We start from the raw sequence: 21,833 nt of genomic DNA, 5'->3' as shown, positions 1-21,833 counted from the left end.
AGCGCTGGGGCGGACGTACGGGAATCTTCCGGGAAGCGTGGGCGCAGCGCCGGCCAGGCGCCCGGTGGGTCTTCGCCCCCGGCCGCGGTTCCGGAAGGGCCGTGCGCAATCCCGCAGGGATGTCCGATCACGGGGCATCCGTGTCAACGGGAGCGCGACACACCCGACCGCGTGGGTCGGAGTGGCGGCGGGGACCGAAAGGAAACCCGGGTTCCAGAGCGTGAGAGAAGACAGGACTACGGAGTAGCCATGGCGGGACAGAAGATCCGCATCCGGCTCAAGGCCTACGACCACGAGGTCATCGACTCCTCGGCGAAGAAGATCGTCGAGACGGTGACTCGCACTGGTGCGTCGGTCGCGGGCCCGGTGCCGCTGCCCACTGAGAAGAACGTGTACTGCGTCATCAAGTCGCCGCACAAGTACAAGGACTCGCGCGAGCACTTCGAGATGCGCACGCACAAGCGCCTGATCGACATCCTCGACCCGACCCCCAAGACCGTTGACTCTCTGATGCGACTCGACCTCCCGGCCGGTGTCGACATCGAGATCAAGCTCTGAGGCCGGTGATCTGACAGATGGCTAAGCAGATCAAGGGCATCCTGGGCGAGAAGCTCGGCATGACGCAGGTGTGGGACGAGAACAACCGTGTCGTCCCGGTCACCGTCGTCAAGGCCGGCCCCAACGTCGTCACCCAGGTCCGTACGAACGACGCCGACGGCTACGAGTCGGTCCAGATCGCCTTCGGCGAGATCGACCCGCGCAAGGTGAACAAGCCCCTCAAGGGCCACTTCGCCAAGGCCGACGTCACCCCCCGTCGCCACCTCGTCGAGATCCGCACCGCGGACGCCGCCGAGTACACCCTCGGCCAGGAGATCACCGCCGAGTTGTTCGAGGCCGGCGTGAAGGTGGACGTCACCGGCAAGAGCAAGGGCAAGGGCTTCGCCGGTGTCATGAAGCGCCACAACTTCCGTGGCCTCGGCGCCGGACACGGCACCCAGCGCAAGCACCGCTCTCCCGGCTCCATCGGTGGCTGCGCCACCCCGGGCCGCGTGTTCAAGGGCCTGCGCATGGCGGGTCGCATGGGCAACGAGCGGGTCACCACCCAGAACCTGACCGTCCACGCCGTTGACGCGGAGAAGGGTCTGCTGCTCATCAAGGGCGCGGTTCCCGGTCCGAACGGCGGCCTCGTCCTGGTCCGCAGCGCGGCCAAGGGGGCCTGAGGTAACCGATGAGCACTTCGACAAGCATTGACATCCTTTCGCCCGCCGGCGAGAAGACCGGCAGCGTCGAGCTGCCCGCGGAGATCTTCGGCGTGGAGAAGATCAGCATCCCGCTGATCCACCAGGTCGTCGTCGCGCAGAACGCCGCCGCCCGCCAGGGCACGCACAAGACCAAGCGTCGCGGCGAGGTCCGCGGCGGCGGCAAGAAGCCGTACCGCCAGAAGGGCACCGGCCGCGCCCGTCAGGGCTCGACCCGCGCGCCGCAGTTCGCCGGCGGTGGCGTCGTGCACGGTCCCGTGCCGCGCGACTACTCGCAGCGGACCCCGAAGAAGATGAAGGCCGCGGCCCTGCGCCACGCCCTCACCGACCGGGCCCGCCACGACCGCATCCACGTCGTCTCCGGCGTGGTCGAGGGCGAGGTCTCCACCAAGGCCGCCAAGGTGCTGTTCGGCAAGATCAGCGAGCGCAAGAACCTGCTGCTCGTCGCCGACCGCTCCGACGAGGCCGCGTGGCTGTCCGCCCGCAACCTGCCCCAGGTCCACATCCTGGAGCCGGGCCAGCTCAACACGTACGACGTTCTCGTCTCGGACGACGTGGTCTTCACCCAGGCCGCTTTCGAGTCCTTCGTCGCCGGCCCGAAGACGGCCAACGACACCGAAGGGAGCGAGGCCTGATGGCTACGCGTCACCCCTCCATCGCCTCCAAGGCCGCCAAGGCCGCCAAGGTCGCGCGCGTCGCCAAGGCGCGCCGCCACGCCGCCGAGGGCAAGAACACCGTCGAGACCCCGCTGAGCAAGGCTTACACGGACCCCCGTGACGTCCTGATCAAGCCGGTCGTCTCGGAGAAGAGCTACGCGCTGCTCGACGAGAACAAGTACACGTTCATCGTCGCTCCGCGGGCCAACAAGACCCAGATCAAGGAGGCCGTCCAGGCGGTCTTCGAGGTCAAGGTCACCGGGGTCAACACGATCAACCGCCAGGGCAAGCGCAAGCGCACGAAGACCGGCTTCGGTCAGCGTGCCGCCACCAAGCGCGCGATCGTGACCCTCGCCGAGGGCGACCGTATCGACATCTTCGGCGGTCCGACCGCCTGACGGCGGTCGGGCGTCCGAAAAGTCCGGATCATTTCCGAGGACTGAGAGACAATGGGTATCCGCAAGTACAAGCCGACGACTCCTGGCCGTCGTGGCGCCAGCGTCGCCGACTTCGTCGAGGTCACGCGGTCCACGCCGGAGAAGTCGCTGGTCCGCCCCCTGCACAGCAAGGGCGGCCGTAACAATTCCGGTCGTGTGACCGTTCGCCACCAGGGTGGCGGACACAAGCGCGCCTACCGCGTGATCGACTTCCGTCGTCACGACAAGGACGGCGTGCCGGCGAAGGTCGCGCACATCGAGTACGACCCCAACCGCACCGCGCGCATCGCGCTGCTGCACTACGCGGACGGCGAGAAGCGCTACATCCTCGCCCCGCGCAACCTCCAGCAGGGCGACCGCGTCGAGAACGGTCCCGGGGCCGACATCAAGCCGGGCAACAACCTGGCCCTCCGCAACATCCCGGTCGGTACCACGATCCACGCGATCGAGCTCCGCCCCGGCGGCGGCGCCAAGTTCGCCCGGTCCGCCGGCGCCTCGGTGCAGTTGCTGGCTCGCGAGGGCGCCATGGCGACCCTCCGCATGCCGTCCGGCGAGATCCGCATGGTGGACGCGCGCTGCCGCGCCACCGTCGGCGAGGTCGGCAACGCCGAGCAGAGCAACATCAACTGGGGCAAGGCCGGCCGCAAGCGCTGGCTGGGCGTCCGCCCGACCGTTCGCGGTGTGGCGATGAACCCGGTTGACCACCCCCACGGTGGTGGTGAGGGCAAGACCTCCGGTGGTCGCCACCCGGTCAGCCCCTGGGGTCAGAAGGAAGGTCGTACTCGTTCTCCCAAGAAGGCGAGCAACAAGTACATCGTCCGCCGCCGCAAGACGAACAAGAAGCGATAGGGACGGGTTGAGATGCCTCGTAGCTTGAAGAAGGGGCCTTTCGTCGACGACCACCTCATCAAGAAGGTGGACTCGCAGAACGAAGCCGGCACCAAGAACGTCATCAAGACCTGGTCCCGCCGCTCCATGATCATCCCGGCCATGCTCGGCCACACGATCGCGGTGCACAACGGCAAGACCCACATCCCGGTGTTTGTCACCGAGTCCATGGTCGGCCACAAGCTCGGCGAGTTCTCGCCGACGCGCACCTTCCGGGGTCACGTCAAGGACGACCGGAAGTCGAAGCGCCGCTAGTCAGCGGGGTGTGAAAGACCATGACAAACACTGAAGGGACAACCATGGAAGCCAGGGCCCAGGCGCGGTACATCCGCGTCACGCCCATGAAGGCCCGCCGCGTGGTGGACCTCATCCGTGGCATGGCCGCCACGGAGGCTCAGGCGGTCCTGCGTTTCGCCCCGCAGGCCGCGAGCGTGCCGGTCGGCAAGGTGCTGGACAGCGCCATCGCCAACGCCGCGCACAACTACGACCACACCGACGCCGACAGCCTCTTCATCTCCGAGGCGTACGTCGACGAGGGCCCGACCCTGAAGCGGTTCCGGCCGCGCGCCCAGGGCCGCGCCTACCGGATCCGCAAGCGGACCAGCCACATCACCGTGGTCGTCAGCAGCAAGGAAGGAACCCGGTAATGGGCCAGAAGGTAAACCCGCACGGGTTCCGGCTCGGTATCACGACCGACTTCAAGTCGCGTTGGTACGCCGACAAGCTGTACAAGGACTACGTCAAGGAAGACGTCGCCATCCGCCGGATGATGACGTCCGGCATGGAGCGCGCCGGCATCTCGAAGGTGGAGATCGAGCGCACCCGTGACCGCGTGCGGGTGGACATCCACACCGCTCGTCCGGGCATCGTCATCGGCCGCCGCGGCGCCGAGGCCGACCGCATCCGCGGCGACCTCGAGAAGCTCACCGGCAAGCAGGTCCAGCTCAACATCCTCGAGGTCAAGAACCCCGAGACCGATGCGCAGCTCGTGGCCCAGGCCGTCGCCGAGCAGCTCTCCTCCCGCGTCTCCTTCCGCCGCGCCATGCGCAAGAGCATGCAGTCGGCGATGAAGGCGGGCGCCAAGGGCATCAAGATCCAGTGCGGCGGCCGCCTCGGCGGCGCCGAGATGTCCCGCTCGGAGTTCTACCGCGAGGGCCGCGTGCCCCTGCACACGCTCCGCGCGAACGTGGACTACGGCTTCTTCGAGGCCAAGACGACCTTCGGCCGCATCGGCGTGAAGGTCTGGATCTACAAGGGCGACGTCAAGAACATCGCCGAGGTCCGCGCCGAGAACGCCGCGGCCCGTGCGGGCAACCGCCCGGCCCGTGGCGGCGGCGGCGCCGACCGCCCGGCCCGTGGCGGCCGCGGCGGCGGCGGCGAGCGGCGCGGTCGCAAGCCGCAGCAGCAGACGGCTCCGGCCGCCGAGGCCCCCAAGGCGGAGTCCTCCGCCCCGGCCGCTGCCGCTCCGGCTGAGAGCACCGGAACGGAGGCCTGACCGACATGCTGATCCCCCGTAGGGTCAAGCACCGCAAGCAGCACCACCCCAAGCGCGACGGCATGGCCAAGGGTGGCACGCAGGTCGCGTTCGGCGAGTACGGCATCCAGGCGATGACCCCGGCGTACGTGACGAACCGCCAGATCGAGGCGGCTCGTATCGCGATGACCCGCCACATCAAGCGTGGCGGCAAGGTCTGGATCAACATCTACCCGGACCGTCCCCTCACCAAGAAGCCGGCCGAGACCCGCATGGGTTCCGGCAAGGGCTCCCCGGAGTGGTGGATCGCCAACGTCAAGCCCGGACGCGTCATGTTCGAGCTGTCGTACCCCAACGAGAAGATCGCCCGTGAGGCGCTGACCCGTGCGGCCCACAAGCTGCCGATGAAGTGCCGGATCGTCAAGCGCGAGGCAGGTGAAGCGTGATGTCGGCCGGTACCAAGGCGTCCGAGCTGCGCGAGCTGGGCAACGAGGAGCTTCTGGGCAAGCTCCGCGAGGCCAAGGAAGAGCTGTTCAACCTCCGCTTCCAGGCGGCGACGGGTCAGCTCGAGAACCACGGCCGTCTGAAGGCGGTCCGCAAGGACATCGCGCGGATCTACACCCTGATGCGCGAGCGTGAGCTGGGCATCGAAACGGTGGAGAACGCCTGATGAGCGAGAAGAACGTGACTGAGAACGCAGAGGCCCGTGGCTTCCGCAAGACCCGCGAGGGTCTCGTCGTCAGCGACAAGATGGACAAGACCGTCGTCGTCGCCGTCGAGGACCGTGTGAAGCACGCGCTGTACGGCAAGGTCATCCGCCGTACGGAGAAGCTCAAGGCGCACGACGAGCAGAACGCCGCTGGCGTCGGCGACCGTGTCCTCCTCATGGAGACCCGGCCGCTGTCCGCCACGAAGCGGTGGCGCGTCGTCGAGATCCTCGAGAAGGCCAAGTAATCCCCGTCCGGGGACTGCTTACGCAAGGTATTCCCGCGAGGCACCCCTCGCAGGACAGTTCCGCCAGGCTCCGGGGGCCGCTCGCCGAGCGGCCCCCGGGGAACCGGCAGACATTCAGGAGATAGACGTGATCCAGCAGGAGTCGCGACTGCGTGTCGCCGACAACACTGGTGCGAAGGAAATCCTTTGCATCCGTGTGCTCGGTGGCTCCGGTCGCCGCTACGCGGGCATCGGCGACGTCATCGTCGCCACCGTCAAGGACGCGATCCCCGGTGGCAACGTGAAGAAGGGTGACGTCGTCAAGGCGGTCATCGTTCGCACCGTCAAGGAGCGCCGCCGCCCGGACGGCTCGTACATCCGCTTCGACGAGAACGCCGCCGTCATTCTGAAGAACGACGGCGACCCTCGCGGCACCCGTATCTTCGGCCCCGTGGGCCGTGAGCTGCGCGAGAAGAAGTTCATGAAGATCATCTCCCTCGCGCCGGAGGTGCTGTGAGCATGAAGATCAAGAAGGGCGACCTGGTCCAGGTCATCACCGGCAAGGACAAGGGCAAGCAGGGCAAGGTCATCGCCGCTTACCCGCGCGAGGACCGCGTCCTGGTCGAGGGTGTCAACCGGGTCAAGAAGCACACCAAGGCAGGCCCGACCGCCAGCGGTTCCCAGGCCGGCGGCATCGTGACCACCGAGGCTCCCGTCCACGTCTCCAACGTCCAGTTGGTCGTGGAGACGGACGGGCAGAAGGTCGTCACGCGTGTCGGCTACCGCTTCGACGACGAAGGCAACAAGATCCGCGTTGCCAAGCGGACGGGTGAGGACATCTGATGGCTACCACCACTGCCCCGCGTCTGAAGCAGAAGTACCGCGAGGAGATCGCCGGCAAGCTGCGTGACGAGTTCAAGTACGCGAACGTCATGCAGGTCCCGGGCCTCGTGAAGATCGTGGTCAACATGGGTGTGGGCGACGCCGCCCGCGACTCCAAGCTGATCGAGGGCGCCGTGCGCGACCTCACCACGATCACCGGCCAGAAGCCGGCCGTCACCAAGGCCCGTAAGTCCATCGCGCAGTTCAAGCTGCGCGAGGGCCAGCCGATCGGCGCCCACGTCACGCTCCGTGGCGACCGCATGTGGGAGTTCCTGGACCGCACCCTGTCGCTCGCGCTGCCGCGCATCCGCGACTTCCGCGGCCTGTCCCCCAAGCAGTTCGACGGCCGTGGCAACTACACCTTCGGTCTCACGGAGCAGGTCATGTTCCACGAGATCGACCAGGACAAGATCGACCGCGTCCGGGGTATGGACATCACCGTGGTCACCACGGCGACCAACGACGCTGAGGGCCGCGCGCTCCTTCGTCACCTCGGCTTCCCGTTCAAGGAGGCGTGAGCGAGATGGCGAAGAAGGCTCTCATCGCGAAGGCTGCTCGCAAGCCCAAGTTCGGTGTGCGTGGCTACACCCGCTGCCAGCGCTGCGGCCGCCCGCACTCCGTGTACCGCAAGTTCGGCCTGTGCCGCGTGTGCCTTCGTGAGATGGCTCACCGCGGCGAGCTGCCGGGCGTGACCAAGAGCTCCTGGTAACGACCCAGTTGGGTTGAAGCCGGACTCTCGGTAAGCAAACGGGGGCGGCCGGCGTCCTGCTTTCCATGCCGTAGGCTTGGGGGGTTGGGCGTCCGCCGCGCCCCGACGCTCGCGGGCTCTGCCCGCTCATGACTGCTTACTACGCCGTAGGTCCACCGCGCCGCACCCGCCCCGTCTCGGATCGGGGAGAGGGATGGCGCACCAGGAAACCCCGGCGAGAGAGGCCGAAGGCCAATTCATGACCATGACTGATCCGATCGCAGACATGCTCACGCGTCTGCGGAACGCGAACTCGGCGTACCACGACTCCGTGGCGATGCCGCACTCGAAGATCAAGTCTCACATCGCGGAGATCCTCCAGCAGGAGGGCTTCATCACGGGCTGGAAGGTCGAGGACGCCGAGGTCGGCAAGAGCCTCGTCCTGGAGCTGAAGTTCGGCCCCAACCGTGAGCGCTCCATCGCGGGCATCAAGCGGATCTCCAAGCCCGGTCTCCGGGTGTACGCGAAGTCCACCAACCTGCCCAAGGTGCTGGGCGGCCTCGGCGTGGCGATCATCTCCACGTCGTACGGGCTCCTCACCGACAAGCAGGCCGGCAAGAAGGGCGTAGGCGGAGAAGTCCTCGCCTACGTCTGGTAACGGAAGGGAACGGAGGAAACAGCTATGTCGCGTATTGGCAAGCTCCCCATCACGGTTCCCGCCGGCGTGGACGTCACCATCGACGGCCGTACGGTCGCGGTCAAGGGCCCCAAGGGCGAGCTGACCCACACCGTCGTGGCGCCGATCGAGATCGTCAAGGGTGAGGACGGCGTCCTGAACGTCACCCGCCCCAACGACGAGCGTCAGAACAAGGCTCTCCACGGCCTGTCCCGCACGCTGGTGGCGAACATGATCACCGGCGTGACCACGGGTTACGTGAAGAAGCTCGAGATCAGCGGTGTCGGTTACCGCGTGACCGCCAAGGGCTCGGACCTCGAGTTCGCGCTCGGTTACAGCCACCCGATCCTGATCGAGGCGCCCGAGGGCATCACCTTCAAGGTGGAGACCCCGACCCGCTTCCAGGTCGAGGGCATCGACAAGCAGAAGGTCGGCGAGGTCGCGGCCAACATCCGCAAGCTGCGCAAGCCCGACCCGTACAAGGCCAAGGGCGTCAAGTACGAGGGCGAAGTCATCCGCCGCAAGGTCGGAAAGGCGGGTAAGTAAGCCATGGCATACGGACAGAAGATCCTCAAGGGCGACGCCTACAAGCGCGCCGCGATCAAGCGCCGCCACATCCGGATTCGCAAGAACCTCTCCGGCACGGCGGAGCGTCCGCGTCTGGTCGTGACCCGCTCCAACCGCCACATCGTGGCGCAGGTGATCGACGACCTCAAGGGCCACACCCTGGCGTCGGCGTCCACCCTGGACACCTCGATCCGCGGTGGCGAGGGCGACAAGTCCGCGCAGGCCAAGCAGGTCGGCGCCCTGGTCGCCGAGCGTGCCAAGGCGGCCGGTGTCGAGGCTGTCGTGTTCGACCGTGGTGGCAACCAGTACGCCGGGCGCATCGCCGCCCTGGCGGACGCCGCCCGCGAAGCCGGCCTGAAGTTCTGAGCCGGTTCCGAGCTAGCGGAAACAGAGAGAGGTAATTCCAATGGCTGGACCCCAGCGCCGCGGTGGCGGTGCCGGTGGCGGCGAGCGGCGGGACCGGAAGGGCCGTGACGGCGGAGCAGCGTCCGCCGAGAAGACCGCGTACGTTGAGCGCGTCGTCGCGATCAACCGCGTCGCCAAGGTTGTGAAGGGTGGTCGTCGCTTCAGCTTCACCGCGCTGGTCGTGGTGGGCGACGGTGACGGCACCGTGGGTGTCGGATACGGCAAGGCCAAGGAGGTGCCGGCCGCCATCGCCAAGGGTGTGGAGGAGGCCAAGAAGCACTTCTTCAAGGTCCCCCGCATCCAGGGCACCATCCCGCACCCGATCCAGGGTGAGAAGGCGGCCGGCGTGGTGCTGCTCAAGCCCGCGTCGCCCGGTACCGGTGTGATCGCCGGCGGCCCGGTGCGCGCCGTGCTCGAGTGCGCCGGCATCCACGACGTGCTGTCGAAGTCGCTCGGCTCCGACAACGCGATCAACATCGTGCACGCGACCGTGGCGGCCCTCAAGGGCCTGCAGCGTCCCGAGGAGATCGCGGCCCGCCGCGGTCTGCCGCTCGAGGACGTCGCCCCCGCGGCCCTGCTGCGTGCGCGTGCCGGGGCGGGTGCGTGATCATGGCACAGCTCAAGATCAAGCAGGTCAAGTCCTACATCGGCAGCAAGCAGAACCACCGCGACACGCTGCGTTCCCTGGGCCTCAAGCGCCTGGGTGACGTGGTCGTCAAGGAGGACCGCCCCGAGTTCCGCGGCATGGTGCACACCGTCCGCCACCTCGTGACGGTCGAGGAGGTCGACTGATCATGGCGGAGCAGAACCCGCTGAAGATCCACAACCTCCGTCCCGCCCCGGGCGCCAAGACCGCCAAGACCCGTGTGGGTCGTGGTGAGGCGTCGAAGGGTAAGACGGCCGGTCGTGGTACCAAGGGCACGAAGGCCCGCTACCAGGTTCCGGAGCGCTTCGAGGGCGGGCAGATGCCCCTCCACATGCGCCTCCCGAAGCTGAAGGGCTTCAAGAACCCGTTCAAGACCGAGTTCCAGGTCGTGAACCTCGACAAGCTGGCCGCGCTCTACCCCGAGGGCGGCGAAGTCACCGTCGAGGACCTGGTCGCCAAGGGCGCCGTGCGCAAGAACAGCCTCGTCAAGGTCCTGGGCCAGGGCGAGCTCTCCGTGGCGCTGCAGGTGACGGTGGACGCCGTCTCCGGCTCCGCCAAGGAGAAGATCACCGCCGCCGGCGGCGCCGTCACCGAGCTGGTCTGAGTCACGTTCTCTCAGGCGCTCCGATGACGTGAACATCCCTGCCGGGGATACCTCACAATGAGGTATCCCCGGTTGGTCGTTCCAAGGGAGGCAGTGTCGCCGGTAAGGTGGCCTGCACCATTTCTTTTCGTCGAACCTCACGACCGTCACCCTTGACGCGCTGGCGCGGGGGTCGCAGGAGGCACCGTGCTCACCGGCTTCGCCCGGGCGTTCAGGACGCCCGACCTGCGCAAGAAGCTGCTCTTCACGCTCGGCATCATCGTGGCGTACCGCGTCGGTACCCACATCCCGATCCCGGGCGTCAACTACAAGGCCGTCCAGCAGTGCGTCACCGAGGCGTCCGGCAATCAGGGCCTGTTCGGCCTGGTCAACATGTTCTCCGGCGGCGCGCTGCTCCAGATCACGGTCTTCGCCCTCGGGATCATGCCGTACATCACGGCGAGCATCATTCTGCAACTGCTGACGGTGGTGATCCCGCGCCTGGAAGCCCTGAAGAAGGAGGGCCAGGCCGGCACCACCAAGATCACCCAATACACCCGGTACCTGACGGTGGCGCTGGCCATCCTCCAGGGCACCGGCCTGGTGGCCACCGCCCGCAGCGGCGCCCTGTTCTCGGGGTGCACGGTCGCCGGCGACATCGTGCCCAACCGGGCGATCTTCAGCACCATCACCATGGTCATCTGCATGACCGCGGGCACCTGCGTCGTCATGTGGCTCGGTGAGCTGATCACCGACCGCGGCATCGGCAACGGCATGTCGATCCTGATGTTCATCTCGATCGCCGCCACGTTCCCGTCCGCGCTGTGGGCCATCAAGAAGCAGGGCACCCTGGCCGGCGGCTGGATCGAGTTCGGCACGGTCATCCTGGTCGGCCTGGTCATGGTCGGCCTGGTCGTCTTCGTCGAGCAGGCCCAGCGCCGCATCCCGGTGCAGTACGCCAAGCGCATGATCGGGCGCCGTTCCTACGGCGGCACGTCCACGTACATCCCGCTCAAGGTGAACCAGGCCGGTGTGATCCCGGTCATCTTCGCGTCGTCGCTGCTCTACATCCCGGCGCTGGTGGCGCAGTTCGCCGGCGGCAACTCGGGGTGGAAGAGCTGGGTCCAGCAGAATCTGACCAAGGGAGACCACCCGCTTTACATCACTCTGTACTTCTTGCTCATCGTGTTCTTCGCGTTCTTCTACGTGGCGATCTCCTTCAACCCCGAGGAAGTCGCGGACAACATGAAGAAGTATGGTGGCTTCATCCCGGGCATCCGGGCTGGCCGGCCGACCGCTGAGTACCTGTCGTACGTGCTCAACAGGATCACCTGGCCGGGTTCGCTGTATCTGGGTCTGATCGCTCTCGTGCCGACGGTGGCGTTGGTCGGGTTCGGCGCAAGCCAGAACTTCCCCTTCGGCGGGACCAGCATCCTGATCATCGTGGGTGTCGGCCTGGAGACGGTGAAGCAGATCGAGAGCCAGCTCCAGCAGCGCAATTACGAAGGGTTCCTCCGCTGATGCGAATCGTCCTCGTCGGGCCGCCGGGCGCCGGTAAGGGAACGCAGGCCGTGCGCCTCGCCGGGAAGCTGTCGGTGCCGCACATCTCCACGGGCGACCTGTTCCGCGCGAACATCAGCCGGCAGACGGAGCTGGGGAAGCTGGCCAAGTCCTACATGGACGCCGGCAACCTCGTGCCCGACGAGGTCACCATCGCCATGGCGAAGGACCGCATGGAGCAGCCCGACGCGGTGAACGGCTTCCTGCTGGACGGCTTCCCGCGCAACGTGTCCCAGGCCGAGGCCCTGGACCGGCTGCTGCGGGACGAGGACATCACGCTGGACGCGGTGCTCGACCTGGAGGTCCCCGAGGACGAGGTCGTCAAGCGCATCGCCGGGCGGCGGATCTGCCGCAAGGACTCCAGCCACGTCTTCCACGTGACGTACAGCGCGCCGAAGACCGAGGGCGTCTGCGACGTCTGCGGCGGCGAGCTGTACCAGCGGGACGACGACCACGAGGAGACCGTCCGCAAGCGGCTGGAGGTCTACCACACGCAGACCGAGCCGATCATCGACTACTACCGGGAGCAGGGCCTGGTCGTGACGATCTCCGCGCTCGGACCGGTGGAGGAGATCACCGAGCGCGCGATGGAGGCGCTCAAGCGCGAGGACGCCACGAAGTAGCCGGTGCGGTCGTGCGCACCGCCGGCAGCCGCGGTTCCTGGGACAGGAGCCGCGGCTGCGCTGTGGGGGGCGCGCGCCGCCCCCGTATCGTTGGAATCGTCGAAGAAGCAGTCGGCCCCCTCCCGGTCCAGAAAGGCCCCCGCCCCCATGGTGCAGATCAAGACCCCCGAGCAGATCGCCGTCATGCGTGCGGCGGGGCTGGTCGTCGCCGCGATCCACGCGGCCACCCGGGAGGCGGCCGTGCCCGGCGCGAGCACCAAGGACCTGGACGAGACGGCCCGCAAGGTGCTCGCCGAGCACGGCGCCAAGCCGAACTTCCTCGGCTACGGCGGCTTCCCGGCGACGATCTGCACCTCGGTCAACGAGGTCGTCGTGCACGGCATCCCGTCGCAGGACGTGGTGCTCAAGGACGGGGACGTCATCTCCATCGACTGCGGGGCGATCGTCGACGGCTGGCACGGCGACGCCGCCTTCACCGCGTTCGTCGGCTCAGGCCACGCCCCGGAGCTGATCGAGCTGTCCCGGGTGACCGAGGAGTCGATGTGGGCGGGCATCGCGGCGATGAAGCAGGGCAACCGGCTGGTCGACGTCTCCCGCGCGATCGAGACCTACATCCGCCGCCAGCCCCGGCCCGGCGGCGGCCGCTACGGCATCGTCGAGGACTACGGCGGCCACGGCATCGGCACCGAGATGCACATGGACCCGCACCTGCTGAACTACGTCGACCGCCGCCGCGGCAAGGGCCTCAAGCTGGTGCCCGGTCTGTGCCTGGCGATCGAGCCGATGGTGTCCCTGGGCACCCCGCGCACCCGCGTCCTGGAGGACGACTGGACCGTCGTCACCACCGACGGCACCTGGTCCTCCCACTGGGAGCACTCGGTGGCGCTGACCGAGCAGGGCCCGCTGGTGTTGACGGCGCCGGACGGCGGCCGGGCGAAGCTCGCGGAGTTCGGGATCACGGCCGCGCCCGATCCGCTGGCGTAAAAATCTTCGGCGTGGGGCAGACTCTCTCGATTCGTCTTTCCGGGTGCGCTGTCGTAGACTGACTCGTCGGCTCGCGTGCACCCGCATGCCTGCATGCGCCCGTCAGGGCGACACAGGGCAGCGCGGGCTGCGCACTGAGTCGATCAAGGTAGTCGATTCGAAGGGCGAAGCGTGGCCAAGAAGCAAGGTGCCATCGAGATCGAGGGCACTGTCGTCGAGTCTCTTCCGAACGCCATGTTCAGGGTCGAGCTCCAGAACGGCCACCAGGTCCTGGCACACATCAGCGGCAAGATGCGCATGCACTACATCCGCATCCTCCCTGACGACCGGGTCGTGGTGGAGCTTTCTCCGTACGACCTGACGCGTGGCCGGATCGTCTACCGGTACAAGTAGATCTTGCCCACGTCCCGCTGCTCTCGTGCGGCGGGGCCGCCGGCAACTGACCCGGAGAACCTGACATCCCATGAAGGTCAAGCCGAGCGTCAAGAAGATCTGCGACAAGTGCAGGGTGATCCGCCGTCACGGCCGGGTCATGGTCATCTGCGAAAACCCGCGCCACAAGCAGCGCCAGGGCTGACGCAGGACCGATCCCTCTGCATTTCCCTCGCAGAGATTCGCGCGACGCGAACTGATTTCGTTCATACGCAGGGCCCGAGCGGCGTGCACGCCCGCTCGACACCCCCGGTTCGGAGGCCGGGGACCCAGTTCGTACCTGGTACGGCGGCTGGGAACCGGTCCTGCGGAAGACCTCCGAAGATCAACTGGAGCCATTGAATGGCACGCGTTTCCGGTGTTGACATCCCGCGCGAAAAGCGTGTGGAGGTCGCTCTCACCTATGTGTTCGGCATCGGCCGGACCCTGTCCCAGCAGACGCTGGCCGCCACCGGCATCGACCCGAACACCCGCGTTCGCGACCTCTCCGAGGAGCAGCTCGTCGCGATCCGCGAGTTCGTCGACGCCAACATCAAGACCGAGGGCGACCTCCGTCGCGAGATCCAGGCCGACATCCGCCGCAAGGTCGAGATCGGCTGCTACCAGGGTCTGCGGCACCGCCGCGGCCTGCCCGTCCGCGGTCAGCGCACCAGCACCAACGCGCGTACCCGCAAGGGCCCGCGTCGCGCCATCGCCGGCAAGAAGAAGCCGGGCAAGAAGTAGTCCACAGCGACACTCGCCGTCCAGCGGTCTTCGCTGTAGGACCGACCACCTCCCGTAGGAGTTTTCGACATGCCCCCCAAGGGACGTCAGGGCGCTGCCAAGAAGGTGCGCCGCAAGGAAAAGAAGAACGTCGCTCACGGCCACGCGCACATCAAGAGCACGTTCAACAACACCATCGTTTCGATCACCGACCCGTCGGGCAACGTGATCTCCTGGGCCTCCGCCGGCCACGTCGGCTTCAAGGGCTCCCGGAAGTCCACGCCGTTCGCCGCGCAGATGGCCGCCGAGTCGGCCGCCCGCCGCGCCCAGGAGCACGGCATGCGCAAGGTCGACGTGTTCGTGAAGGGTCCGGGTTCCGGTCGTGAGACCGCGATCCGCTCGCTCCAGGCCACCGGTCTCGAGGTCGGCTCCATCCAGGACGTCACCCCGACCCCGCACAACGGCTGCCGCCCGCCGAAGCGCCGCCGCGTCTGACGCGCGCCGCTTCCCGCGCCGCGGGTACGGGCGGCACGGCTCTCGCGGGCCGTGCCGCCCGTACCCTTGCAGTACCCGCATCCCGTCGGGTGCGGTCTTTGTCGGACGTCAAATAGCGGGCGTCCACGAATGAAGGATCTGATCCACAGATGCTGATCGCTCAGCGCCCCTCGTTGACCGAAGAGGTCGTCGACGAGTTCCGCTCCCGGTTCGTCATCGAGCCGCTGGAGCCGGGCTTCGGCTACACCCTCGGCAACTCCCTGCGCCGTACGCTCCTCTCCTCGATCCCGGGTGCGGCGGTCACGTCCATCCGCGTCGACGGCGTCCTGCACGAGTTCACCACCGTGCCGGGCGTCAAGGAGGACGTCACCGACCTGATCCTCAACATCAAGCAGCTCGTCGTCTCCTCGGAGCACGACGAGCCGGTCGTGATGTACCTGCGCAAGCAGGGCCCGGGTCTGGTCACCGCCGCCGACATCGCGCCCCCGGCCGGTGTCGAGGTGCACAACCCCGACCTCGTCCTCGCCACGCTCAACGGCAAGGGCAAGCTGGAGATGGAGCTGACCGTCGAGCGCGGTCGCGGCTACGTCTCCGCCGTGCAGAACAAGCAGGTGGGCCAGGAGATCGGCCGGATCCCGGTCGACTCGATCTACTCGCCGGTGCTCAAGGTCACGTACAAGGTCGAGGCCACCCGAGTCGAGCAGCGCACCGACTTCGACAAGCTGATCGTCGACGTCGAGACCAAGCAGGCCATGCGTCCGCGCGACGCCATGGCGTCGGCCGGCAAGACCCTGGTGGAGCTGTTCGGACTCGCCCGCGAGCTGAACATCGACGCCGAGGGCATCGACATGGGCCCGTCCCCCACGGACGCCGCCCTGGCCGCCGATCTCGCGCTGCCGATCGAGGAGCTGGAGCTGACCGTCCGGTCCTACAACTGCCTCAAGCGCGAGGGCATCCACTCGGTGGGCGAGCTGGTCGCGCGCTCCGAGGCCGACCTGCTCGACATCCGCAACTTCGGCGCGAAGTCGATCGACGAGGTCAAGGCGAAGCTGGCCGGCATGGGCCTGGCCCTCAAGGACAGCCCGCCCGGATTCGACCCGACCGCCGCGGCGGACGCGTTCGGCGCGGACGACGACGCGGACGCGGGCTTCGTCGAGACCGAGCAGTACTGAGCGCTCCGCCAGGAGGCCGGTTCCGCGGCTGCGGGCCGGTCGTGGCTGGTCGCGCAGTTCCCCGCGCCCCTTCCGGGGCGCTGGACCTCCGGGTCTCTCGCGAGAGAGGCCCGGATCTCCGACAGGCGACCGCCTGCTCGGATACTGACCTCGGTACCTGACACGGCCGGGGCAGACACCTAGGAGAGACACCATGCCGAAGCCCACCAAGGGCGCCCGTCTGGGCGGCAGCGCCGCGCACGAGAAGCTGCTCCTCGCGAACCTCGCGAAGTCGCTCTTCGAGCACGGCCGCATCACCACCACCGAGGCGAAGGCCCGCCGCCTGCGCCCGTACGCCGAGCGTCTGGTCACCAAGGCGAAGAAGGGCGACCTTCACAACCGCCGTCAGGTGCTCCAGGTCATCACGGACAAGAGCATCGTCCACACGCTCTTCACCGAGATCGGCCCGCGGTACGAGAACCGTCCCGGTGGCTACACCCGCATCACCAAGATCGGTAACCGCCGGGGCGACAACGCGCCCATGGCCGTCATCGAGCTGGTCGAGGCGCTGACGGTCGCCCAGCAGGCCACCGGCGAGGCCGAGGCCGCCACCAAGCGCGCGGTCAAGGAGTCGGACGAGGCCAAGGCCGAGGAGACCAAGGTCGAGGAGACCAAGGCGGAGGAGTCCAAGGACGCCGCCGAGGCCCCGGCCGAGGAGTCCAAGGACGCCTGAGCGCCCTGCTGACGCCGGACGCGGGTCCGCCCTTCGGGGCGGGCCCGCTTTCGCGTACCTGAGAGGATTCCCGTGTGAGCGACGAAGTACAGCCCGGCCGTGTCCGCGTCCGCCTCGACCTGTCCTACGACGGGACCGGCTTCCACGGCTGGGCCAAGCAGGCCGGCGGCAAGCGGACCGTGCAGGGGGAGATCGAGGACGCGCTGCGCACGGTCACGCGGTCGCAGGAGACGTACGAGCTGACCGTGGCCGGACGCACCGACGCGGGCGTGCACGCCCGCGGGCAGGCCGCCCACGTGGACCTGCCCGAGGCGGTGTGGCGCGAGCACCACGAGAAGCTTCTCAAGCGGCTCTCCGGGCGGCTGTCCCGGGACGTGCGCGTGTGGGCCCTGCGGCCCGCCCCCGACGGCTTCAACGCTCGTTTCTCGGCCGTCTGGCGCCGCTACGCCTACCGGGTCACCGACAACCCGGGCGGAGTCGACCCGTTGCTGCGCGGGCACGTGCTGTGGCACGACTGGCCGCTCGACGTGGACGCCATGAACGAGGCGGCGCGGGCGCTGCTGGGCGAGCACGACTTCGCCGCCTACTGCAAGCGGCGGGAGGGGGCGACCACGATCCGCACGCTTCAGGAGCTGAGCCTGGAGCGCGGCGCCGACGGGATCGTCACGGCGACCGTGCGCGCCGACGCCTTCTGCCACAACATGGTGCGCTCGCTCATCGGGGCGCTGCTGTTCGTGGGCGACGGGCACCGCCCGCCGGACTGGCCGGGGAAGGTGCTGGCGGCGGGCGTGCGGGACTCCGCGGTGCACGTCGTGCGGCCGCACGGGCTGACCCTGGAGGAGGTCGGCTACCCGGCCGACGAGCTGCTGGCCGCGCGCAGCCGCGAGGCGCGCAACAAGCGGTCGCTGCCCGCGGCCGGCTGCTGCTGATCAGCGCCGGGTCGGGGGGCGTTCGCCCGGGGCGGCGCAGCCCGCGCGCGGCCTGCGGCGGCGGTCGCCGCAGCCGGTCTCACAAGAGGCCCGCGGCCGGTCACGCGGCAGACCCGCGCCCGGGTGCTGCTGATCAGCGCCGGGTCGGGGGACGTTCGCCGCGGCCGGTCTCACAAGAGGCCCGCGGCCGGTCACGTGGCAGGCCCGCGGCCGGTCCCACCACGGACCCGCGGCCGGTCCCACCACAGACCCGCGGCCGGTTTCGCGGCAGGCCCGCCGCCGGTCACGCGGCAGGCCCGCCGCCGGTCGCGGGCTGGCGCCGCGGCTTCAGCGGCGGGCCGCCGCCGACGCCTGGGCCTCGCCGCGTGCGCGGATCTGCTGGAACGCGAACTCCGCGAGGTCGTCGCCGGTGCGGAACACCTCGGTGTCCTTGGTCGTCACGTCCTGGTCGCCGGGGAAGCCGCTGAGCGTGAAGTAGGCGTAGCGGCCGTAGGAGTTGGTGGTCGAGCGGCAGACGGCGCCCGCGCAGAACTCCTTGACGGCGCCGCCGGGGAGCGGCTTGACGATGCTCTTGCCGTCGGCCTGGCTCTTGGCCTTGGTCGCCTGCGCCTCGGTGGGGAAGACGGCGATCCCCACGGTGGCCGAGATGCCGGACCGGGTGTAGGTGGCGCGGATCAGGCGGGTGCAGCCGTCGGCGGTGAGGACCTTGCCGAGGGAGCCCTGCGCGGCCGTGGCGCACGAGCCGGTGTCGGCGGTCGGGCCCTTCTTGTACACGTTCCCGGTGAGGGTCACCTGCGCGCCGGGGAAGAGGGTGTCCGCGCTGAGGGGGGCGGTGTCCTTCTGCGCGCTGGATATGAACTCCCTGGGGTCCAGCGGCGGCGGCGCGCTGGTCGGCTCGAAGGAGGGGCCCCCGGCCGATCCGCTGGGCAGCGCGGCGGGCAGCCGGGAGGCAGGGGCCGAGGCGGCGCCGTCGTCGCCGCCCGCGGACATCACGGCGACGGCGACGGCGGCGCCGACGGCGACCGTGGCCAGCACGCCGCCGCCGACGAACAGCAGCCTGCGGCGCCTGGTGCGCGTCTCGGACGCCTCGGCGAGCGCGGCCCAGTCAGGCGTCCGGCCGTCGCCGCCGCCGTCCCACGGCTGCTGAGAATGCGGTTTCCAGGGATCCCACTGGGACTGGGAGCCCCCCTGCCCATAGCTCATGGGGCGCATCTTAGACGCGCTCCGGAGGCGCCCGGTCCGCCCGCGGGGGACGTATCGGCGTGGGCCCGTACAAACTCGCCGGGCCGTTCGGCGGGCGGCCGTCGTAGACTGGGCGCCGGACACGCGGGACCGGCGCGGGACCCCCGGTTTTGACCCGGGCGCAGCGCCGCGGGTATCCTGCCTGTTCGTTGTGTATTGGCTTGGCTCTTCTCACGGACCTGGCCCTTACACCGGTCCACCGGGCCGATGACCAGCGACCAGCACGCGGTTTGCGTCACCGCAGTGCGGTCAGGGCTGTCGTGATCGTCTTCGGTGACCTTGTCAGGACCATTCACTGAAGAAGCGAAGGCTACGAACCGTGCGTACGTACAGCCCCAAGCCCGGCGACATCACACGCCAGTGGCATGTCATCGACGCTCAGGACGTCGTCCTGGGTCGTCTGGCGTCCACCGCCGCCTCCCTCCTGCGGGGCAAGCACAAGCCGATCTACGCGCCGCACGTCGACACCGGTGACTTCGTCATCGTCGTCAACGCCGACAAGGTGCACCTGTCGGGCAACAAGCGGACCCAGAAGATGGCGTACCGCCACTCCGGCTACCCGGGTGGTCTGCGCTCCGTCCGCTACGACGAGCTGCTCGACAAGAACCCCGAGAAGGCCATCGAGAAGGCCGTCAAGGGCATGCTCCCCAAGAACACCCTGGGCCGTCAGATGCTCTCGAAGCTGAAGGTCTACAGGGGTGACCAGCACCCGCACGGCGCCCAGCAGCCGGCGCCGTTCGAGATCACCCAGGTCGCGCAGTAAGTCCGGCCACCCCCTAAGACTGAAGAGAATCTGAGGAGCATCGTGGCCGAGACCACTGCCGAGCAGCCGCTCGAAGAGCTTGACATCGACAGCTACACCACCGAGTCCGAGGTCCCCGTCGAGGGCGAGTACACCTCGGAGTCCATGGCCTCCCGCTTCGGCGAGCCGCAGCCGGCCGCCGGCCTGGGACGCCGCAAGAACGCCATCGCCCGCGTCCGGATCGTCCCGGGCACCGGCAAGTGGAAGATCAACGGTCGCACCCTCGAGGACTACTTCCCGAACAAGGTGCACCAGCAGGAAGTCAACGAGCCCTTCAAGGTGCTGGAGCTCGAGGGCCGTTACGACGTCATCGCCCGCATCGCCGGCGGCGGCGTCTCGGGTCAGGCCGGCGCCCTGCGTCTCGGCGTCGCCCGCGCGCTGAACGAGGCCGACGTCGACAACAACCGCGGCGCCCTGAAGAAGGCCGGCTTCCTCAAGCGCGACGACCGTGCGGTCGAGCGCAAGAAGGCCGGTCTGAAGAAGGCCCGCAAGGCCCCGCAGTACAGCAAGCGCTAACCAGCGGCTGGCTGCGGACAGACCTACCCCGAACGCCCCGGCGGCACGCCTCAGTGCCGCCGGGGCGTTCGTTTATCACAGGACTTGGGCGTATAACGGCACAAGGTGCTCAGAGGCTGGTGTGATCGGATGCCCGTCCTGTCACGAACTGACGCTTTCTCAGGAGGACAAGTGGGACGACTCTTCGGCACGGACGGCGTGCGCGGCGTCGCCAACGCGGACCTGACCGCCGAGATGGCGCTCGGCCTCTCCGTCGCCGCGGCGCACGTGCTGGCCGAGGCGGGCACCTTCGAAGGGCACCGCCCCAAGGCGGTGGTCGGGCGGGATCCGCGCGCGTCCGGGGAGTTCCTGGAGGCCGCCGTGGTCGCCGGCCTGGCGAGCGCCGGCGTGGACGTGCTGCGGGTCGGCGTACTGCCGACGCCCGCCGTCGCCCACCTGACCGGCGCGCTCGGCGCGGACCTCGGCGTGATGCTGTCGGCCAGCCACAACGCGATGCCCGACAACGGGGTCAAGTTCTTCGCCCGCGGCGGCCACAAGCTCGCCGACGAGCTGGAGGACAGCATCGAGAGGGTCTACGAGGAGCACCGCACCGGCGCTCCCTGGGCCCGTCCCACCGGCGCCGGCGTGGGCCGCGTGCGCGACTACGACGAGGGCCTGGACCAGTATGTGGCCCATCTCATCGGCGTCCTCCCGAACCGGCTCGACGGCCTGAAGATCGTCCTGGACGAGGCGCACGGCGCCGCCTCCCGGGTCTCGCCGGAGGCGTTCGTCCGCGCGGGCGCCGAGGTGGTCACCCTCGGCGCGGAACCGGACGGCCTGAACATCAACGACGGCTGCGGCTCCACGCACCTGGACGGGCTGAAGGCCGCCGTCCTCGCGCACGGCGCCCACCTGGGCATCGCGCACGACGGCGACGCCGACCGCTGCCTGGCCGTGGACCACACCGGCGCGGAGGTCGACGGCGACCAGATCCTGTCCGTGCTCGCGCTGGCGATGCGGGAGCGTTCCGCACTGCGCTCCGACACCGTCGTCGCGACCGTGATGTCGAACCTGGGCTTCAAGCTGGCCATGGAGCGCGAGGGCATCCACTTCGTGCAGACCGCCGTGGGCGACCGCTACGTCCTGGAGGAGATGAAGGACAAGGGCTACGCCCTGGGCGGAGAGCAGTCCGGCCACGTCATCGTCCTGGACCACGCCACCACCGGGGACGGCACGCTCACCGGCCTGATGCTGGCAGCCCGGGTCGCCGAGACCGGCCGCACGCTACGCGACCTGGCGTCCGTCATGGAGCGCCTGCCGCAGGTCCTGATCAACGTGCCGGACGTGGACAGGGGCCGGGTCGGCACCTCCGCGGACCTGGCCGTCGCGGTCGCCGAGGCGGAGCGCCAGCTCGGCGAGACCGGCCGGGTGCTGCTGCGCCCGTCGGGCACCGAGCCGCTGGTGCGGGTGATGGTCGAGGCCGCCGACATCGAGCAGGCCCGCTCGGTGGCGGAGCGGCTCGCCGACGCGGTGAAGTCGGCCCTGGGCTGACCGGCCCGCGGTCTTCACGTCGAACTCCCGTCCGCTCAGG

The 21,833-nt window shown here is 68.8% G+C and carries 35 protein-coding genes; 34 read left to right on the top strand and 1 reads right to left on the bottom strand.

Annotated elements, in window-relative coordinates; genetic code table 11:
- The first annotated feature begins 249 nt into the window (after window positions 1-249).
- The 31 genes from rpsJ (at window position 250) to truA (ending at window position 17,703) form a co-directional block, all read left to right on the top strand.
- Entirely contained in the window at window positions 250-558 is a 309-nt protein-coding gene (gene rpsJ, locus ABZ861_RS12750) for a 30S ribosomal protein S10 (RefSeq protein ID WP_003948644.1), read from the top strand.
- Window positions 559-575: 17 nt separating this feature from the next.
- Window positions 576-1,220, top strand: a complete 645-nt coding sequence (gene rplC / locus ABZ861_RS12745; protein WP_361628169.1) for a 50S ribosomal protein L3 — start codon at window positions 576-578, stop codon at window positions 1,218-1,220.
- 8 nt (window positions 1,221-1,228) lie between these two features.
- On the top strand, window positions 1,229-1,894 hold the full coding sequence (gene rplD / locus ABZ861_RS12740; protein ID WP_361628166.1) for a 50S ribosomal protein L4: 666 nt from the start codon (window positions 1,229-1,231) through the stop codon (window positions 1,892-1,894).
- Window positions 1,894-2,313 carry a 50S ribosomal protein L23 gene (gene rplW, locus ABZ861_RS12735; protein WP_361628163.1) on the top strand — a complete coding sequence of 140 codons (420 nt, stop codon included), beginning with the start codon at window positions 1,894-1,896 and terminating at the stop codon, window positions 2,311-2,313. Before rplD ends, rplW begins: the two co-directional genes overlap by 1 nt.
- Before the next feature lie 51 nt (window positions 2,314-2,364).
- Entirely contained in the window at window positions 2,365-3,201 is an 837-nt protein-coding gene (rplB, locus tag ABZ861_RS12730; protein ID WP_361628160.1) for a 50S ribosomal protein L2, read from the top strand.
- Window positions 3,202-3,213: 12 nt separating this feature from the next.
- Window positions 3,214-3,495, top strand: coding sequence for a 30S ribosomal protein S19 (gene rpsS / locus ABZ861_RS12725; protein ID WP_361628157.1), 282 nt, complete (start codon window positions 3,214-3,216; stop codon window positions 3,493-3,495).
- A 44-nt stretch (window positions 3,496-3,539) separates the two neighbouring features.
- Window positions 3,540-3,887 (top strand): 50S ribosomal protein L22, encoded by a 348-nt coding sequence (gene rplV / locus ABZ861_RS12720; protein ID WP_165261516.1) that lies wholly within the window; start codon window positions 3,540-3,542, stop codon window positions 3,885-3,887.
- A complete protein-coding gene (gene rpsC, locus ABZ861_RS12715) occupies window positions 3,887-4,735 on the top strand; it encodes a 30S ribosomal protein S3 (RefSeq protein WP_361628153.1) in 849 nt (282 codons plus the stop codon). The genes rplV and rpsC overlap by 1 nt, the downstream gene beginning before the upstream one ends.
- Before the next feature lie 5 nt (window positions 4,736-4,740).
- Complete coding sequence (rplP, locus tag ABZ861_RS12710) at window positions 4,741-5,160, top strand: 50S ribosomal protein L16 (protein ID WP_351871152.1); 420 nt, start codon at window positions 4,741-4,743, stop codon at window positions 5,158-5,160.
- Window positions 5,160-5,384, top strand: a complete 225-nt coding sequence (gene rpmC / locus ABZ861_RS12705; protein WP_018564811.1) for a 50S ribosomal protein L29 — start codon at window positions 5,160-5,162, stop codon at window positions 5,382-5,384. The genes rplP and rpmC overlap by 1 nt, the downstream gene beginning before the upstream one ends.
- Window positions 5,384-5,668, top strand: a complete 285-nt coding sequence (rpsQ, locus tag ABZ861_RS12700) for a 30S ribosomal protein S17 (RefSeq protein ID WP_100569747.1) — start codon at window positions 5,384-5,386, stop codon at window positions 5,666-5,668. Before rpmC ends, rpsQ begins: the two co-directional genes overlap by 1 nt.
- A gap of 127 nt (window positions 5,669-5,795) precedes the next feature.
- Window positions 5,796-6,164 carry a 50S ribosomal protein L14 gene (rplN, locus tag ABZ861_RS12695; protein ID WP_003998823.1) on the top strand — a complete coding sequence of 123 codons (369 nt, stop codon included), beginning with the start codon at window positions 5,796-5,798 and terminating at the stop codon, window positions 6,162-6,164.
- Between the two features lie 2 nt (window positions 6,165-6,166).
- Window positions 6,167-6,490 carry a 50S ribosomal protein L24 gene (gene rplX / locus ABZ861_RS12690; RefSeq protein WP_361628150.1) on the top strand — a complete coding sequence of 108 codons (324 nt, stop codon included), beginning with the start codon at window positions 6,167-6,169 and terminating at the stop codon, window positions 6,488-6,490.
- The gene (gene rplE, locus ABZ861_RS12685; protein ID WP_361628147.1) at window positions 6,490-7,047 is read left to right on the top strand and encodes a 50S ribosomal protein L5; all 558 of its coding nucleotides are present in this window, start codon (window positions 6,490-6,492) and stop codon (window positions 7,045-7,047) included. The genes rplX and rplE overlap by 1 nt, the downstream gene beginning before the upstream one ends.
- 5 nt (window positions 7,048-7,052) lie before the next feature.
- Entirely contained in the window at window positions 7,053-7,238 is a 186-nt protein-coding gene (locus ABZ861_RS12680) for a type Z 30S ribosomal protein S14 (RefSeq protein WP_003948630.1), read from the top strand.
- 238 nt (window positions 7,239-7,476) lie between these two features.
- Window positions 7,477-7,875, top strand: a complete 399-nt coding sequence (gene rpsH / locus ABZ861_RS12675; RefSeq protein ID WP_361628144.1) for a 30S ribosomal protein S8 — start codon at window positions 7,477-7,479, stop codon at window positions 7,873-7,875.
- Between the two features lie 24 nt (window positions 7,876-7,899).
- The gene (gene rplF, locus ABZ861_RS12670; RefSeq protein ID WP_361628141.1) at window positions 7,900-8,439 is read left to right on the top strand and encodes a 50S ribosomal protein L6; all 540 of its coding nucleotides are present in this window, start codon (window positions 7,900-7,902) and stop codon (window positions 8,437-8,439) included.
- A 3-nt stretch (window positions 8,440-8,442) separates the two neighbouring features.
- Window positions 8,443-8,826, top strand: a complete 384-nt coding sequence (gene rplR / locus ABZ861_RS12665; RefSeq protein WP_071373345.1) for a 50S ribosomal protein L18 — start codon at window positions 8,443-8,445, stop codon at window positions 8,824-8,826.
- 40 nt (window positions 8,827-8,866) lie between these two features.
- Entirely contained in the window at window positions 8,867-9,472 is a 606-nt protein-coding gene (gene rpsE, locus ABZ861_RS12660) for a 30S ribosomal protein S5 (protein WP_361628137.1), read from the top strand.
- 2 nt (window positions 9,473-9,474) lie between these two features.
- Complete coding sequence (gene rpmD / locus ABZ861_RS12655; RefSeq protein ID WP_361628134.1) at window positions 9,475-9,657, top strand: 50S ribosomal protein L30; 183 nt, start codon at window positions 9,475-9,477, stop codon at window positions 9,655-9,657.
- A gap of 2 nt (window positions 9,658-9,659) precedes the next feature.
- Window positions 9,660-10,115, top strand: coding sequence for a 50S ribosomal protein L15 (gene rplO / locus ABZ861_RS12650; RefSeq protein WP_361628131.1), 456 nt, complete (start codon window positions 9,660-9,662; stop codon window positions 10,113-10,115).
- 186 nt (window positions 10,116-10,301) lie between these two features.
- Window positions 10,302-11,615: a preprotein translocase subunit SecY gene (gene secY / locus ABZ861_RS12645; RefSeq protein ID WP_361628128.1), complete on the top strand. Its 1,314-nt coding sequence runs from the start codon at window positions 10,302-10,304 to the stop codon at window positions 11,613-11,615.
- The gene (locus ABZ861_RS12640) at window positions 11,615-12,277 is read left to right on the top strand and encodes an adenylate kinase (protein ID WP_361628125.1); all 663 of its coding nucleotides are present in this window, start codon (window positions 11,615-11,617) and stop codon (window positions 12,275-12,277) included. Before secY ends, ABZ861_RS12640 begins: the two co-directional genes overlap by 1 nt.
- A 147-nt stretch (window positions 12,278-12,424) precedes the next feature.
- Window positions 12,425-13,261, top strand: a complete 837-nt coding sequence (gene map / locus ABZ861_RS12635) for a type I methionyl aminopeptidase (protein WP_361628122.1) — start codon at window positions 12,425-12,427, stop codon at window positions 13,259-13,261.
- A gap of 171 nt (window positions 13,262-13,432) precedes the next feature.
- The gene (gene infA / locus ABZ861_RS12630; protein ID WP_004927214.1) at window positions 13,433-13,654 is read left to right on the top strand and encodes a translation initiation factor IF-1; all 222 of its coding nucleotides are present in this window, start codon (window positions 13,433-13,435) and stop codon (window positions 13,652-13,654) included.
- Window positions 13,655-13,724: 70 nt separating this feature from the next.
- Window positions 13,725-13,838 (top strand): 50S ribosomal protein L36, encoded by a 114-nt coding sequence (rpmJ, locus tag ABZ861_RS12625; RefSeq protein ID WP_003998809.1) that lies wholly within the window; start codon window positions 13,725-13,727, stop codon window positions 13,836-13,838.
- Window positions 13,839-14,035: 197 nt separating this feature from the next.
- The gene (gene rpsM, locus ABZ861_RS12620; protein WP_361628119.1) at window positions 14,036-14,416 is read left to right on the top strand and encodes a 30S ribosomal protein S13; all 381 of its coding nucleotides are present in this window, start codon (window positions 14,036-14,038) and stop codon (window positions 14,414-14,416) included.
- 69 nt (window positions 14,417-14,485) lie between these two features.
- Window positions 14,486-14,890: a 30S ribosomal protein S11 gene (rpsK, locus tag ABZ861_RS12615; protein WP_003956432.1), complete on the top strand. Its 405-nt coding sequence runs from the start codon at window positions 14,486-14,488 to the stop codon at window positions 14,888-14,890.
- Window positions 14,891-15,039: 149 nt separating this feature from the next.
- Complete coding sequence (locus ABZ861_RS12610; RefSeq protein WP_053661878.1) at window positions 15,040-16,062, top strand: DNA-directed RNA polymerase subunit alpha; 1,023 nt, start codon at window positions 15,040-15,042, stop codon at window positions 16,060-16,062.
- Between the two features lie 193 nt (window positions 16,063-16,255).
- Complete coding sequence (gene rplQ, locus ABZ861_RS12605) at window positions 16,256-16,774, top strand: 50S ribosomal protein L17 (protein WP_361628116.1); 519 nt, start codon at window positions 16,256-16,258, stop codon at window positions 16,772-16,774.
- A 74-nt stretch (window positions 16,775-16,848) separates the two neighbouring features.
- The gene (gene truA / locus ABZ861_RS12600; protein ID WP_361628113.1) at window positions 16,849-17,703 is read left to right on the top strand and encodes a tRNA pseudouridine(38-40) synthase TruA; all 855 of its coding nucleotides are present in this window, start codon (window positions 16,849-16,851) and stop codon (window positions 17,701-17,703) included.
- A 327-nt stretch (window positions 17,704-18,030) separates the two neighbouring features.
- Here the strand turns inward: truA and ABZ861_RS12595 are convergent, their stop codons facing one another.
- Window positions 18,031-18,906: a hypothetical protein gene (locus ABZ861_RS12595; protein WP_361628110.1), complete on the bottom strand. Its 876-nt coding sequence runs from the start codon at window positions 18,904-18,906 to the stop codon at window positions 18,031-18,033.
- Window positions 18,907-19,264: 358 nt separating this feature from the next.
- Between ABZ861_RS12595 and rplM the strand changes: the two genes are divergently transcribed.
- The 3 genes from rplM to glmM all read left to right on the top strand — a co-directional run bounded on the left by rplM (window position 19,265) and on the right by glmM (window position 21,793).
- Complete coding sequence (gene rplM, locus ABZ861_RS12590) at window positions 19,265-19,708, top strand: 50S ribosomal protein L13 (protein WP_361628107.1); 444 nt, start codon at window positions 19,265-19,267, stop codon at window positions 19,706-19,708.
- Window positions 19,709-19,750: 42 nt separating this feature from the next.
- A complete protein-coding gene (gene rpsI, locus ABZ861_RS12585) occupies window positions 19,751-20,263 on the top strand; it encodes a 30S ribosomal protein S9 (protein ID WP_250071000.1) in 513 nt (170 codons plus the stop codon).
- 171 nt (window positions 20,264-20,434) lie between these two features.
- The gene (gene glmM, locus ABZ861_RS12580; protein WP_361628104.1) at window positions 20,435-21,793 is read left to right on the top strand and encodes a phosphoglucosamine mutase; all 1,359 of its coding nucleotides are present in this window, start codon (window positions 20,435-20,437) and stop codon (window positions 21,791-21,793) included.
- The last annotated feature ends 40 nt before the right edge of the window (window positions 21,794-21,833 follow it).

The organism is Streptomyces sp. NPDC046985, from assembly GCF_040644415.1.
Lineage (GTDB): Bacteria > Actinomycetota > Actinomycetes > Streptomycetales > Streptomycetaceae > Streptomyces.
The sequence above is the reverse complement of the archived record's forward strand: the minus strand, read 5'-3'. Positions and strand labels throughout refer to the sequence as shown.